This window comes from Acaryochloris thomasi RCC1774, assembly GCF_003231495.1.
Classification (GTDB): domain Bacteria; phylum Cyanobacteriota; class Cyanobacteriia; order Thermosynechococcales; family Thermosynechococcaceae; genus RCC1774.
The window spans coordinates 12,814-27,301 of sequence record NZ_PQWO01000023.1; the positions used below are offsets into that span (position 1 = coordinate 12,814).

General features: G+C 49.5%; 15 protein-coding genes. 10 read left to right on the forward strand and 5 right to left on the reverse strand.

Going from position 1 to position 14,488, the window contains the following annotated elements; translation table 11 throughout:
* Positions 1-19: 19 nt before the first annotated feature.
* From C1752_RS23240 to rppB (C1752_RS23255), 4 genes are all read left to right on the forward strand, one after another.
* Complete coding sequence (locus tag C1752_RS23240) at positions 20-529, forward strand: hypothetical protein (RefSeq protein WP_110988443.1); 510 nt, start codon at positions 20-22, stop codon at positions 527-529.
* A gap of 565 nt (positions 530-1,094) precedes the next feature.
* A complete protein-coding gene (locus C1752_RS23245; RefSeq protein ID WP_110988444.1) occupies positions 1,095-1,565 on the forward strand; it encodes a DUF2808 domain-containing protein in 471 nt (156 codons plus the stop codon).
* 70 nt (positions 1,566-1,635) lie between these two features.
* On the forward strand, positions 1,636-2,340 hold the full coding sequence (gene rppA / locus C1752_RS23250; RefSeq protein WP_110988445.1) for a two-component system response regulator RppA: 705 nt from the start codon (positions 1,636-1,638) through the stop codon (positions 2,338-2,340).
* A complete protein-coding gene (gene rppB, locus C1752_RS23255; RefSeq protein WP_110988446.1) occupies positions 2,327-3,673 on the forward strand; it encodes a two-component system sensor histidine kinase RppB in 1,347 nt (448 codons plus the stop codon). The genes rppA (C1752_RS23250) and rppB (C1752_RS23255) overlap by 14 nt, the downstream gene beginning before the upstream one ends.
* A 60-nt stretch (positions 3,674-3,733) precedes the next feature.
* On the opposite strand, the gene C1752_RS23260 is transcribed toward rppB (C1752_RS23255), so the two are convergent.
* The 5 genes from C1752_RS23260 to C1752_RS23280 all read right to left on the reverse strand — a co-directional run bounded on the left by C1752_RS23260 (position 3,734) and on the right by C1752_RS23280 (position 8,249).
* Entirely contained in the window at positions 3,734-4,144 is a 411-nt protein-coding gene (locus tag C1752_RS23260) for a DUF6010 family protein (protein WP_110988447.1), read from the reverse strand.
* Complete coding sequence (locus tag C1752_RS23265; protein WP_110988448.1) at positions 4,131-4,928, reverse strand: MauE/DoxX family redox-associated membrane protein; 798 nt, start codon at positions 4,926-4,928, stop codon at positions 4,131-4,133. Before C1752_RS23265 ends, C1752_RS23260 begins: the two co-directional genes overlap by 14 nt.
* Positions 4,929-5,041: 113 nt before the next feature.
* Positions 5,042-7,081 (reverse strand): heavy metal translocating P-type ATPase, encoded by a 2,040-nt coding sequence (locus tag C1752_RS23270; protein WP_110988449.1) that lies wholly within the window; start codon positions 7,079-7,081, stop codon positions 5,042-5,044.
* Positions 7,082-7,199: 118 nt separating this feature from the next.
* Positions 7,200-7,721: a DUF305 domain-containing protein gene (locus tag C1752_RS23275; RefSeq protein ID WP_110988450.1), complete on the reverse strand. Its 522-nt coding sequence runs from the start codon at positions 7,719-7,721 to the stop codon at positions 7,200-7,202.
* A 192-nt stretch (positions 7,722-7,913) separates the two neighbouring features.
* Positions 7,914-8,249: a four-helix bundle copper-binding protein gene (locus tag C1752_RS23280; RefSeq protein ID WP_110988451.1), complete on the reverse strand. Its 336-nt coding sequence runs from the start codon at positions 8,247-8,249 to the stop codon at positions 7,914-7,916.
* Between the two features lie 426 nt (positions 8,250-8,675).
* Between C1752_RS23280 and C1752_RS23285 the strand changes: the two genes are divergently transcribed.
* The 6 genes from C1752_RS23285 to C1752_RS23310 all read left to right on the forward strand — a co-directional run bounded on the left by C1752_RS23285 (position 8,676) and on the right by C1752_RS23310 (position 14,429).
* The gene (locus C1752_RS23285) at positions 8,676-8,876 is read left to right on the forward strand and encodes a DUF2933 domain-containing protein (RefSeq protein ID WP_110988452.1); all 201 of its coding nucleotides are present in this window, start codon (positions 8,676-8,678) and stop codon (positions 8,874-8,876) included.
* Positions 8,877-8,975: 99 nt separating this feature from the next.
* Positions 8,976-9,392: a heavy metal-responsive transcriptional regulator gene (locus tag C1752_RS23290; RefSeq protein WP_110988453.1), complete on the forward strand. Its 417-nt coding sequence runs from the start codon at positions 8,976-8,978 to the stop codon at positions 9,390-9,392.
* A 5-nt stretch (positions 9,393-9,397) separates the two neighbouring features.
* A complete protein-coding gene (gene rppA, locus C1752_RS23295; RefSeq protein ID WP_110988454.1) occupies positions 9,398-10,099 on the forward strand; it encodes a two-component system response regulator RppA in 702 nt (233 codons plus the stop codon).
* On the forward strand, positions 10,092-11,429 hold the full coding sequence (gene rppB / locus C1752_RS23300; RefSeq protein WP_110988455.1) for a two-component system sensor histidine kinase RppB: 1,338 nt from the start codon (positions 10,092-10,094) through the stop codon (positions 11,427-11,429). The genes rppA (C1752_RS23295) and rppB (C1752_RS23300) overlap by 8 nt, the downstream gene beginning before the upstream one ends.
* 808 nt (positions 11,430-12,237) lie before the next feature.
* Positions 12,238-14,067: a copper resistance system multicopper oxidase gene (locus C1752_RS23305; RefSeq protein WP_110988456.1), complete on the forward strand. Its 1,830-nt coding sequence runs from the start codon at positions 12,238-12,240 to the stop codon at positions 14,065-14,067.
* Positions 14,064-14,429 carry a hypothetical protein gene (locus C1752_RS23310; RefSeq protein ID WP_110988457.1) on the forward strand — a complete coding sequence of 122 codons (366 nt, stop codon included), beginning with the start codon at positions 14,064-14,066 and terminating at the stop codon, positions 14,427-14,429. The genes C1752_RS23305 and C1752_RS23310 overlap by 4 nt, the downstream gene beginning before the upstream one ends.
* Positions 14,430-14,488: the final 59 nt, after the last annotated feature.

Genomic DNA, 14,488 nt, shown 5'->3' on the forward strand with positions numbered 1-14,488 from the left:
GAATCAAGGAGTTCATTGTATGCGCCATTATCTAAACGTTCCTGTCTTTTTGAGCCTATGTCTGTTGGTGTTGCCTTTGACTGCCTGCAGCAGCAGCACTCCCCAAAGCACGTCCGCTGAAACCGAACATTCTGCCGATGATGGCCACGACCACTCAAAAGATGGAGAAGAACACTCTGCCGATGACGGACATGACCATAGTGAACATGAGCTGCATTCCAAGGGTGGTCAGGTGGTTGAATCAGACCCTTACCATATTGAGCTGGTCACGAAACCCAAAGACGATGGAACTCAGCTCAACTTATATCTTCTCCATGAAGCGGAAGAGCGAGTGATTACCGATGCCCAAGTGACAGCCAACGTTCAGCAACCAGACGGGGAGCAACAAACTGTCAAGTTGATTTACAAGCCTGCCGAAGAAGGCTACACGGGCTTACTGGCTGCGCAAGCCACAGGCCAATACGATTTAGTCGTGCAAACTGATATTGGCGGCGAAAAGATTAACAGCCGATTTAGTATCGAGAGATGAGGGAAGATATTGGAAATTGACAACCCCACGTAAAGTTAATTAACTAATTTGTATCGCAGGCATCAATTTCATTTGTGTTTTATTTTCATGACATAGGCTGATCACTATCAGTTCATACAGTTGTAAAAAGTCATGAAAACCAGTAGAGCCTTCATGGGTATTCTGTTGACAATATTGATGTCAGGGATGCTTTTGCCAAGCCGAGCCTCAGCTAAATCTATTGTTGTCTGTGGACCTAATGGGGCTGCTCGAATTGTTGATCAGGTGCCGGTTGGTTGCCACATCTTGAAGGCAAATACACCACCGAAGAGCAGCTCTAACTCTAGCTCATAATATTCTGGCGGTGTGCTGACAGTCCTCAAAAGTCGATTGTCGGCACATCGCCAATAAATTGAGTTAATACCCTCTGAATAGTCTATCTTTTACATTTTTTCAGGATGGACTTTTAGAAGTGACGGTGCGACTGTTGCTAGAAATTTTAGCAGTAAGCAGTTTATATTTTTGTTTTTCAATATTACCGAAATTCATCATAAATCGACTTACCAAGGTTCACAGAGAGAGAAAAATGTTTAAATTATCAACAATAGTACTTGCTGGGGGATTATTCCTAGCTTCAGTACCGACCTGGGCTGCGACGATTCAAGATGCTCCAGTCCCCTATCTAACCTCTAGTCGCTCGGTTCCACGGAATGCCCTTGCTCCCTTTGCAAAATATCAGTTTGGGCTAAATGTTTCGGGGTATCCCGTCTCCCAGCTCTCAATTGGCCTCCCAGAGCGAATGACGGTTGGCAGGATCTCTGTTCGAGGTGCAGACGGACAGGTGATTGAGGCATCAACGATGGTCGAAGATCGAACTGCCGTGATTAAGTTTGCTCAGCCTGTCTCACCCGGTACCGCACTCAGAGTTGAGCTATCCTCTGTTCGCACCCTGTCAATGTTGGGTCGGGTATGGCTGATGCCCGTCACTGTTCGTGGGACTGAATCAGCTAAGGACTTGTCGGTTGGGATGGCCCGCATCCACACTTACAACAATTGACGTGGCTGTTTTCTGATGGACCAGCAAGAGAACAGACAATGGATCTGGTGCTAGGGAGGGTTCTATTGGAATGCGGATTCTTCTCGTTGAGGATGAGGTCGATCTGGCGGCGGCGATTAAGCGTAGCCTGTCGCGAGAGAAGTATGTGGTTGACTGGGCACAGGATGGAACCCAAGCTTGGGACTATCTTGAGAACCCGCATGTCAACTATTCTCTAGCAATTTTTGACTGGCTGCTGCCGGGGTTATCGGGGATAGAACTCTGTCAGCGACTTAGGCAGTCAAAATCCTGCTTGCCTGTGCTAATGCTGACGGCCAAGGAGCGCATGGAAGATAAGGTGGCTGGCCTGGATGCGGGAGCGGATGATTACCTCGTCAAACCCTTTGAAATGGGGGAACTCAAGGCGAGATTGCGGGCGCTGCAGCGGCGATCGCCTCAGCTTCAGGCACAGCAGTTACAGGTAGGGCAGCTCCTCCTAGACTATGGCACCGCAACCGTCTCTGTGCAGGGTGAAGCGGTGACTGCCTCGGTCATACCGCTGACGGCAAAAGAGTTCCAGTTGCTAGAGTACTTTATGAAGCATCCCAATCAGATTATCCCTCGGGAGCAGTTAATGAACCAGGTCTGGGAAATCGAGGCAGATCCAACCAGTAATGTTGTTCCAGCGCAGATGCGTCTCCTGCGACGGAAGCTAGCAGACTATGGTTTAGGGGACTCACTCGACACCATCTATGGTCTGGGATATCGTCTCAACCCTTCCCATGCCTCAACGTAATCCCTTCAATCGCACCCGCTGGCGCTTGACTGGCTACTATGCAGGGGTCATGGGCATTATTCTGGCCCTCTGTGGAGTTGGCTACTATCAAATCACTGAGCAGATGCGGCTACAGGCACTGACGCAAAAAATTGAATCATCATCAGGAATATTGCACGACAGTCTAGGCTCAGTATTGCTCCAACCCGGACGCCTGAATGCATCTGTAGAAGGGTTACTCCCTGGTCTGTGCAAACCAACGGTCACCTGCCCAGAACCAGACCGTTTTGCCAGAAGACACGTCCTGGGACTGGTCAAACAGGATGTCTACTATGCCCAATTGAAAAATTTGTCGGGTCAGACTGTGGCCACGTTGGGGCCATCAGCGAACTATATCCCAGACAAAACAGTTCTTGACGGTTGGCAGATCTTCACAAATAGCAGTGGAGAGCGTTTTATGCAGTATTCGTTGCTGCTGGAGACGGTCGATCATAAGAACTGGGGCTATCTGCAGGTGGGCCGATCGCTCAGTGAGCTGGATCAAGAATTAGCCGAGGCCCAGCGGTTTCTACTGTGGGGGTGGCCTCTTGTGATGCTAGTTGTCTGCGGGGCTGGGTGGTGGTTAGCCGGACTATCCCTACGGCCTGTACAGAATGCATACCAAGATATGCAACGATTTACCGCCAATGCAGCCCATGAGTTACGCACTCCACTATCGGCAGCCAAAGCAACGGTTGACTCTGTCCTAGAGCTGGACAATATCTCAGAGGGGGAAGCTCGAAAAACGCTAGGGACGATCAATCGGCAGGTCAATCGACTGACTCAATTGGTCCAGGATTTGCTGCTGCTGACGCTGATTGATACTCAACACAACCGCAAGGGCAATCGCAAAGCTTGTCAGCTAGGGTTGATCATTAACGATGTGATGGATGAATTTCTTGCCCTAGCCCATAATGCTGGTTTATCCCTGGTTGCGGAATTGGACACGACTCACCCTCTATTTGTACAGGGGGATGAAGAACAGCTTTACCAGATGATTGCCAATCTGGTGATCAATGCGATTCACTACACGCCTCGGGGTGGCGATGTGGTGATTCGACTCGACCGAGATAAAAAATATGCCTTCGTCGAGGTTCGAGATACGGGAATTGGCATCCCAGCCGAACAACAGGCTCAGGTGTTTACCCGTTTCTATCGAGTGAATCGCGATCGCAACCGCAAAACTGGCGGTTCAGGATTGGGCTTGGCGATTGCCCAGGCGATAGCGCTTAAACATAGAGGCAAGATCTCGGTCCAGAGCCATCCTAATCGAGGCAGCACCTTTTGTATTTATCTGCCAGTTTTACTTTCGTAGAGTACTGTGGATAAGCTTGCAGCAATATCTCAGCATTTCAGAATGCCTAGATTGAGCTACCTAATGGGCGAACGGGATGAATATCGCAATCAGCCAGTCGTATCCCATGCAAAAAGGTGGGTACCAAACAGATCTCACTGTTGCCCCAACTTGCCAGGAATGGTGAAGGTAGTCCCACAAGCCATGTAGAAAATAGCCAAGGGCTAAGATCAGGGGCGAGTACCACCGACCGAGCAGAGCCAGTGCAATAAACACCAGAGTCACCAGTGTTTCGAGTACTACTATCTCTCGTTTGTTCTCTGAGATAGCGGTTCCAAAATAGACTGCGCTCACCGCCACGAGAATCAATGCCAAACTTTCGAGAGTGTAATCACTGGGTAGGACACTCAAGACGGCACAGCTTAGGCCACCCAGAACAGTACCAAGTATAAAGGTCCACCAGTGTGTCGTTTTTAGGTCAAGCTGTTTCATTATGGAGTTGAATAACGGCGGGCGGGAATGCCTCTGGAAATTGTGCTGATTCTGGCTTACCTTCAACTGCTGTAAAGATCAAAAAAGCCCCCATCCCAGCCATAATCGCATTCTCAGCAAAGCTCACGATACCCAGCGGAGTCTTAGTGTTGCCGCCCACGCAGGCACAATTTAGCGCAAGTTTGTCGATATAGACTGCTTTGAATACAGAAATGCCGCCGCTGGTACCAATCAATAGCGAACTAATTCCAGTGACGAGTGGCACCCATCCAGATAAGAAACCGAGACCGATTAGTAATTCAGCAAATGGGTAAATCTTGGCATAGGGCTTAAATCGTTTCGTGATTAGGTCGTACTTCTTGAAACTTTCAGAAAAAGCATTCATGTCCATCAGCTTCAGCGATGCCAGCATTGAGAGTGAGACGCCCATCAGACCTGTCATGCCTAAAGAAGCCGCCAGAGAGATGAGTCCAGCAGTGGAAAAAACGGCAATCACGGGCGCGTAAGAATAGTCTGCAGACTCTGCTTCAACGTCGAACCGCTCAGCTAGATCGGTGTAGCCGCCGATTCGGTCTTCACCGAAGAAAATTTGGGGTGTCGTGGCAACCTGATGCTTCGTTTTAAAGGCTTCGACTTCATCCTGAGATCGCAACTTATGGTCTTCAAAATCAATTCCCTGCTCATCCAATAGGTTGATGGCCTTGAGTCCCCACGGACATTCATGCTCGGGCATCGACATCCGATAAACCTTGACGGGTTCTCTCGTAATGGTTGTGTTGGACATTATTCTTCCTCGATTAAGTGTTTGCGTTCCTATACTTGGGTTTGTGCCACCAGCCTAAACCCTACAGTTCACTAGAGAGTCAATGCTGTGGCTGAATTGCAATTTGCATGACGCTAAGCTAACTTTGCTCGACGCAACATCACGGCATTAATTGAAACGATGACGGTGGATAGGCTCATCAGCAGTGCGCCTACTGCAGGCGAAAGCAAAAAGCCCCATCGATAAAGCACCCCAGCCGCTAAAGGAATAGCGAGGATGTTATAGCTCGTCGCCCAAAACAGATTCTGAATCATCTTGCTGTAGGTTTTCTTCGCTAGATTTAGCGCTTTAACTGCATCCAGCGGGTCGTCTTCAATCAGCACCAGATCTGCCGACTCAATCGCTACATTTGTCCCGGCCCCAATTGCCAGCCCCATATTGGCCTCTAGCAGCGCTGCCGCATCGTTGACGCCATCGCCGACAAAGGCCGTTGGGCCTTCCTGCTTCAGTTCTCGAATCCGGTTCACCTTATCTTCGGGCAGAACACGAGCGTAGTAGCGATCAATGCCAATCTCCTCAGCAACGGTGCGGGCAACAGCTTCAGCATCGCCGGTAATCATGACCGTCTGAATGTCCATTTGCTTGAGTTGATGGACGGTTTCTTTAGCCCGTTGGCGGACTTGATCCGCCATTGAAATCACGGCCACGGCCTGCTGTTCGTCCATCAAGACTACAGCGCTTTCCCCGCGCTCATCCGCTCGATCCAGTCCTCTTTGCAGTGAGGATGGTAGCTTCACCTGCTGTTCTTTCACCCACTCGGGACGGCCAATACGATAGGTTTTACCGTTGACCCTGCCTTGTACACCTCGACCCGTGATGGTCTCGAAATCTTTCATGGCTGGGATATCAAGACTTTTCTGTTCTGCTGCTTCAACAATCGCCTGAGCTAGGGGATGCTCTGAGGAAGTTTCTAGAGCAGTTGCGATCGCCAACGCCTTCAGTTCATCCAGACCCTCGGCATAGACGTTCTGAACCCCGAAGTGTCCTTCCGTCAGGGTGCCCGTTTTATCAAAGGCCATTGTTTTGATATCTTTGGCCCGTTCTAAAGAATCACGGTTTCTCACTAAGATCCCGTTTTTTGCGGCCAATGCAGTCGAGTTAGCAATCACCAGGGGAATAGCCAGTCCTAGAGCATGAGGGCAGGTAATCACCAGAACGGTGACAGCTCGATTGAGGGAGAACACCAGATCGCTAACGCTGAGCCAAATGATGAAGGTGAGGGTGCCGGATGCGATCGCAACCAACGTCAGCCAGTAAGCTGCTCGGTCTGCCAACGCCTGATAGCGACTGCGAGACGATTGGGCTTCATCAACCAAGCGCATCATCTGATTAATCGTTGTCTCGTCACCAATCCGAGTCACCCGGACCTGAACGGACCCCTCTTGATTGACCGACCCAGCCACAACTTCATCGCCTTCTTGCTTAGAGACTGGCCGCGACTCTCCGGTCAGAAATGACTCATCGACTGCCGTCGTGCCTTCAATCACTTCCCCATCATTGGGAATTTGCTCCCCAGGACGAATCAGGATCACGTCTTTAGCCTGAATTTGGCTTACCGGGATATCTTCCACCCGATCATTTCGGAGACGGTGGGCCTCAGAAGGTACCAACTCCGCTAAATTTTCCAGCGCTTTGCTGGCCCCCTGCACGGATGCCATCTCAACCCAGTGTCCTAGCAGCATAATGTCTACTAGGGTTGCCAGTTCCCAATAGAAGGGCTTGCCCTGCAGCCCCAGTGAAACCGCGAGACTGTAAACAAACGCCACCGTGATCGCCAGCGCGATCAGCGTCATCATTCCAATCTGACTATTAATTTCAGACCAGGCACCTTTGAGGAAGACCCAGCCACCATAGAAGTAGATGGCAATTCCGAAGACAGGGTTAATCCAGTTAGAGCCAGCGAAGGTAACGGCCTGATAGCCGAACCAGCTTTGGAGCTGCATTGAGAAGTAGAGAATGGGCAGCGTCAAAATCAGACAGATGAAGAAACGACGCTTGAAAATATCAGGGTTGTGACCTGCATGTTTATCGTGACCGCCATGCCCCTTATGGTCATGATGGTGAGCCTGCTCTGATCCTTCTGTAGGGTGATGTGCCTGACTGGAGTGAGCCATGATATTGCTCCTTTGCGGCAGATTTTTTAGAAAACCGAGGTCGCTGCTCTGACTGATGTGAAATACAGTGACCTGAAACGAATCTAAATGCTCTAGTTAACTAGAGAGTCAATGATATTTACTCGGAGCTTGAGGAAAAGTCTGGTAGCGGTCTCGCCTCTACCTCGGTGGGCGTGTCCACCTTTCCCTTATCTCTGATGTCAGCAATCAGCCACTCCATCTCATTGATTTCTCTACGCTGCGCTTCGATAATTTCATCGGCCAATTCACGAACGCGAACATCCTTAATCTGGGCGCGTTCACTTGTCAAAATTGCAATGGAATGGTGAGGAATCATGCCTTCCATGTAGTCCACATCGCTGACCGTAACCTGGCTACGCACCAGCCATAATGCGGCTCCAAACAGTAGAATAGCGAGCGAGAAGATGGCGATGTTCATTTTTCTGCTCTTGTACATGTTCAGCATAAATCCCAGCATGATCACCATCATTGCAGCACCCATGATCAGGGCCATAAAGACCCGTGTTTCGCTGAACCACGCATGATCGAGAATTTGATAGGAATGCAGATACATTAAGAAGAACATCGTCACGATGGAGGTGCCAATCATGGCAAAGAACTTGATGTAGCTACCCTGCATTTCATTGTGATGCCTGGTATCTGTATGGCTTCCAATTGTGCTGTCTCTGATAGTCATTAGATTTTTTAGGTAGAAGTAATCGGATGAAAGATGAAATTTTATAAACCGAACAGTTTCGTATAACAGCTACCTGTCAAGTGATTTCACTGCATCGTCTACTGAGTTAGGTGGGAACGATGGCTTAGCAGCAGCTTACTTTGCAACGCTAGCGATTTGGCGATAGGCGTCAGCCGATGTACGACAGGCTTGAGCACACTTTTTGCAGTGTTCCATCTCGTACTGTTCACACTCTTGGGCGCAGGCTTCGCAAATGTCAGCACAGGCTCTGGAAAGATGAGAGACAAAGTAGGAGCCTCGAACCATAAAAGTCGCTGCCGTGCGGCAGATTTCAGCGCAGTCTAAGCAAGTGCGGGCACACTTGATCATTTCTGGCTCTCCGATGCAGGCTTCAGCGCAGTGTTCGCATTCCACCATGCACTTCATCGATTTATCGAAGCTGGATTGGTATTCTTCGTGATTTAACAGCATGTTTTCTCCCTGGATAGACTTTTGAAGCGAAATTCGTCGTCATTCGCACCTTAAGTTTTCTTTCTCAGGGGCGCGTCCACCAGAAGTTGGAAAGGTGAAATCCATCAAAATCTATCGAATTAAATAGGGTGATCTCATCCTGATTTCATATTTGTATGCTTCTTAGTCTATAAGTTTCAGCTACAGTGTTTCTGAGCTGATCGGAGATATAAATGTTCCACAATAGGCAGCAAGAATAGAACTTCATTTCCATCTCATAATCTTCTGTATTAATGATGGAGGTAAGCTCTCTAGATTTATTCTTTGAATGAATGGAAGCATGTCTATGGAAGAGATATTTTTTCTAATACTTAATAAATCGAAGGGCCAAATGATATTTTTGTCAGTTGATTTAACACAAATCAAGAAAATATTGGGGAGATTTTTATGTCTAGACATCCTCCCTTGAGATGGCGGTGGCGGTCTCCGGCTGGAATCGCGCTGCTAGTCTGTCTGGGAATAGTTGCCTTTTTGCTAGTGGCGAAAGCTCCTGTTCTGCCTTGGCTTTTCCTGCTTATTTGCCCACTGATGCACTTGTTCATGCATGGCGACCATGCTGGAAAAGGTAAACACAGCCAAGATCACTGAGGAAGAGGTTCAAAATAAAGAGAACTCATTCTTCTGTCTTGACCCTATAGTCTACTGTAGAGTCTAAGGTTGAATCAGTTGTTTTGAGAGGGGCGTTCAATGGCTGTCGCAACACGCTTAAGGATCGGTGAGGTTTCTAAGCGAACTAGCATTGCTGTCGGGGCTTTACGCTATTACGAAAGTCTGGGTCTACTCCAGTCAGAGCGGGGGGACAATGGCTATCGCTATTATCCTGAAGAAGCTGTGCAGCAGGTGCAGTTCATCAAAAAGGCACAGGCTTTGGGCTTCTCCCTAGAGGATATCCATGAGGTGCTGAATGTTCATCGGCAGGGAGACGTGCCCTGTGAGTTTGTCCAATCGCTTCTGCAGGAAAAGATTGAGCAGCTTGAAGCTCAAATTCAGAAGATGACGGCCTTCAAAGTAGAGCTGGAGGACTATCAAGATCGTTGGGCCACCCGTCAGCCCCGCCCCCAACCGGGCGATATCTGCCCCCTCATCTCAACAGTTACGTTGTAACCCTCATGCGAGTCCTACTGGTCGAAGATGAGCCGGACTTAGGCGCTGCCATTGCGCGAACCCTTGCCCAAGAAGCCTATATCGTAGACTGGGCCAAAGATGGTTTAGAGGCTTGGGGTTATCTAGACAGCCAGTGGACGCAATATACCCTGGCGATTTTTGATTGGCTATTGCCAGAGATATCTGGCGTTGAGCTATGTCAACGCCTCCGTGCCCAGAACAGCTCCCTACCTGTATTGATGCTCACTGCAAAGGATCGCCCAGAAGATACAGCAGAGGGGCTAGATGCTGGAGCGGATGACTATCTCGTTAAACCCTTCCGTAAAATTGAACTACTGGCACGACTGCGGGCGCTGCAGCGGAGATCGCCCCATTTCCAACCCCAGCAGCTCCAAGTGGGTCAACTGACTTTAGACTACGGTACTCATCACGTTTCTATTGCCATTTCAGAAGGGCAAGCCCCCCAGAACATCCTGTTAACCCATAAAGAATTCCAGCTCTTAGAATATTTCATGCAGCATCCGACCCAGATTGTCAGCCGGGACCAGATCCTTAACCAGCTCTGGGGTTCTGAAGCCGATACCATTAGCAATGTGGTGGCTGCGCTCATGCGCCAACTGCGGCGGAAGCTCTCTGAACATGGCTGCGACAATGCGATTGAGACCCTCTACGGTATTGGCTATCGGCTCAACCTAGACCATGAATGAGATAAAGCTCTTTCGCCAGACGCGCTGGCGCTTGGCAAGCTGGTATGCCGGAGTGATGGGGATTATTCTTGTCCTGAGCGGTTTTGGGGTCTACGAAGCCATTGACCATGCTCACCGCACAGCGGCAGACCGAGAATTGCAGGCGTTCGCAGGCCGACTGCACGACAATCTAGAACCCACGCTACAGCAGCAAGGAGAAATCCCAGCTAGCGCTCAGCGCTTCCTCCCTGATGCCTGCATTCGTACCAGTCAATGTTTAGACGCTACTGCCAGTCACTCACCCGGAGACATGTTCCAGGGCAACTATTTTATTCGGCTTCTGAGTCCCACAGGAGACCTTATTGTGCTGGCCGGACTGAAGCCACAGGGGTTAGCGATCACCTCACCCACTGCTGAGTGGCAGTATCTGACAGATGAGCGCAGCATTCGCTACCGCCAAATTACAGTTCCTTTGCAGAATCTTGACACACCGCTTTGGGGGTACCTACAGGTGGGCAGCTCTCTTGAGGATTCTGATCGATACCTCACATCGGTGAGATTTGCGCTCTTTGCTGGCTTTCCTCTAGCGCTAGCTTTTGTTGGAATCGCAGGCTGGTGGCTAGCGGGACGAGCTATGCAGCCCATTCGTCAGTCCTACCAGCAGATGCAGCAGTTCACTGCCGATGCAGCCCACGAGTTGCGAACCCCTATTGCTGCAGCCCAGGCAACGGTGGAATCGGTGCTAGATACGCCACATTTATCGGAGACCGATGCCCGCGAAACCTTACAGGTTCTAGATCGACAGCATCAGCGACTGTCTCAACTGATTCAGGATTTGCTGTTGCTAACGCGCTTAGACCGTCAAGTGCAGACCCAGCAGAATGATTCATGCTGCCTTCAAGATGTGGTGAATGACATCGCGGAAGAGTTGGCAGCTCTAGCTTTGAACAACAAGGTCAAGCTTCTGACCGACATTCAGGTCGAGCAGCCACTGTGGGTCAACGGGGATGAGGCGCAGCTCTACCGACTCGTGTTTAATTTAGTCATTAATGCACTGCAGCATACGCCTGAAGGCGGGGCAGTTACGCTTTTGCTGAATGAGCCAGACCAGCAGGCGGTAATCCAGGTGCAGGATACGGGGGTGGGAATTGCACCTGAATACCAAGCGAAGATCTTTGACCGCTTTTATCGGGTGAATAGCGATCGCAACCGACAAACAGGTGGCTCGGGGTTGGGGTTAGCCATTGCTGATGCGATTGCTCAAGCTCATAAAGGCAAGATTCAGGTCCAAAGCCAACTGGGCCAAGGGAGTATCTTTAGGATTTATCTTCCGTCTGCAGAAACTCCCTAGAATTGGCATTAATACTTAAAGCTAAAGGTGGCGAATATCTCCAATTTGGATATTTGTTAAAAACTAAAACTGATTACTTTTCTCATTCTGATTTCATCTTTGAAATCTAAAGTAGAGGTAGTTCATTATGCAGCATTAAAGTCATGAGATAAATTGAGGTTTTTATTGGTGCAGCCTTAATTGCTGTAGGGCACCTCGAAAAATAGATTTCCTTAAGGATCTTGCAGTCTGAAACCCTTATGACATCATTGAAAATTCTCAATTGGCGAGATTTTATTCTCAGTAAGGTCAATTATTCGAGGTGCCCTGTATCTCTCTTCAGTATGGGGTTAATCAATCGTGTCTCTGCAAAAACACTGGTTGTTTGTGGTCCGAATGGGGCAGCAAGAGTTGTGGAGAAAGTTCCTGCTGGCTGCCATGTTCTCAAGACAAATACTCCGCCAGCTATGGCATCATAGACCGCGATCTTAGGTAGTTCTGACAAATTCATATCAGTACTTGGGAGGCAAACTGTCTCCTAAATACCTTCCTCCATTCTCGGTGTGGCTCTTCCCCATGACCGGGCGAGGCGCAGAAATGACAACAGATATTCCCTTGGGGATGGCTCGAATTTCTACCTATGAATAAGAGCCTGGGTATCTCATTCTGATTTCATATTTATGCTCCACAGTAGTGACTAGGGTATTTCCTCATACCTCACACCATAAATTGCTGTAGACATCAGAGAGATGTTGAAAAGCTTTCTGATGTTTACTCCTTCTTTCTCTATATTTGTTGTTCATCTAGCTACCATTCATCGCGCAACGTCATGGGTTACACCACCGAAATAATTACTCGGCGCAACTTTATCCGGTTCTCAGCCGGAATGGGATTTGCACTGGGGTTTAACAGTCTTTCCCCAAGGCTACGGGCTGCAACAGCTCGTGAGGCAGAAGGAGGCCGTAATTATCCCGACGTAATTAACCTTCAGGTACAGAAAACCAAGCTTGAGATTGGCGGTAAAGAGACTTCAGCCATCACCTCAAATGGCTCCATTCCTGGCCCCTTGGTGAGGCTTAGGGAAGGTCAAACCGCCACCATTCAAGTAACCAATCGGCTCAAGGAAGACACGTCAATTCACTGGCATGGCATTCTGCTACCACCTGAGATGGATGGCGTACCCGGAGTTAGTTTTGCGGGTATCAAACCAGGAAAGACTTTTACCTATCGTTTCCCCGTCCAGCAAAGTGGAACCTATTGGTATCACAGTCACAGCGGTGTACAGGAGCAAATGGGGCATTTTGGACCCCTAATTGTAGACCCTTTAGAGCCAGAACCGTTCGAGTATCAGCGGGATTATGTGGTGATGCTCTCGGACTGGACCTTTGAGAATCCTCATAGTGTCCTGGCCAATCTAAAAAAGATGAGCGCCTACTACAATTACAACCGGCGCACGGTGGCAACGCTCGCCAAGGATTTACCCTGGAAGCGGATGCGAATGGATCCTACAGATATTGCGGATGTGACGGGGGCGACCTACACCTATCTCATGAACGGCAAGGCCCCTGGATCGAACTGGACAGGACTATTCCGTTCTGGGGAGAAAGTGCGCCTGCGGTTCATCAACGCTTCAGCCATGACTTTTTTTGATGTGCGGATTCCTGGCCTGAAGATGACCGTTGTGCAGGCCGATGGTCAGAATATTCAACCCGTCCCTGTTGACGAATTTCGCATCGCTGTGGCTGAAACTTACGACGTGATCGTTGAACCGCAAGACGAGCAAGCCTTTACCATTTTTGCCGAGACGATGGACCGTAGCGGATATGCTCGTGGTACCTTGGCCCCCCGTCAGGGAATGACGGCACCTATTCCTAAGCAACGTCCCCGTGCCATGCGAACAATGGCCGATATGGGCATGATGCATGATATGTCGAGCATGGACTCAGGTGGCATGAATAATATGCCGGAGAAGGGGTCTAGTGGCATGAATAACATGCAGCACGACATGTCAGGCATGAATTCAAGCGATGTGAAAAATATGCAACACAACATGCCAGAGAAGGGATCTGGTGGCATGAGCAACATGCAGCACAACATGTCAGGCATGGGTCAAGGAACCCCTCACGGTCCAGATGGTCATGGCCCCGGTAATTCAGGTGTGCCGATGATGCTTCAAAGCCGCCTTGATGATCCTGGCATTGGCTTGGAGAATACGGGAACCCGTGTCCTGCTTTACAGCGACTTGCGAAGTCTCGCCCCCAGAGAGGACCAACGACAGCCGGAACGGGAGATAGAAATCCATCTCACCGGCAACATGGAGCGCTACATGTGGTCCTTTGATGGGAAAAAGTATTCGCAATCGAAAGAGCCAATTCCGTTCCGTAACGGGGAACGGCTGCGGCTCACCTTTATCAACGACACCATGATGGAGCACCCCATTCATCTGCATGGCATGTGGATGGAGCTGGTCAATGGGGCAAGGTCTCATCAGCCCCGAAAGCACACCCTCAATGTCAAACCTGCCGAGAAAGTGTCGGTGGATGTCACGGTAGATGCTCCCGGTAATTGGGCCTTCCACTGCCACTTGCTCTACCACATGGAAGTGGGAATGTTCCGCATCGTTTCTGTCACTAACCAAATTGCAGAGGTAAATTTATGACCGTTCAAAAAGTAAGTTATGCAACTACTGGATTGTTGTTGGTTACAGCTCTAGCCGTGTTTACCCCTCGGGTACAGGCAGAGGAACAGCGGCTCGACAATACCCAAACCAGTACTGAAGTACCTGCGGCCACGGGTTCAGAATCTCCAGCCCCAGAACAACCAAAAGGAAATGGGATGCAGCATAATATGCCCCACGACATGCCGGGTATGAAGTCTGGCAGCATGCAGCATGACATGCCGGGAATGGGTTCAGACAGCATGAACAATATGCAACACGATAAGGGAAATATGCAGCACGACATGCCGGGAACAGATTCGACAACACCGCCTAGCCCCAGTGGGCAGAGTCCTGCGAATTAGATTGGCTTTATACCCATAACTCGTACAGAACAATGTGCTTTTTGACAGCGAATGAAGCA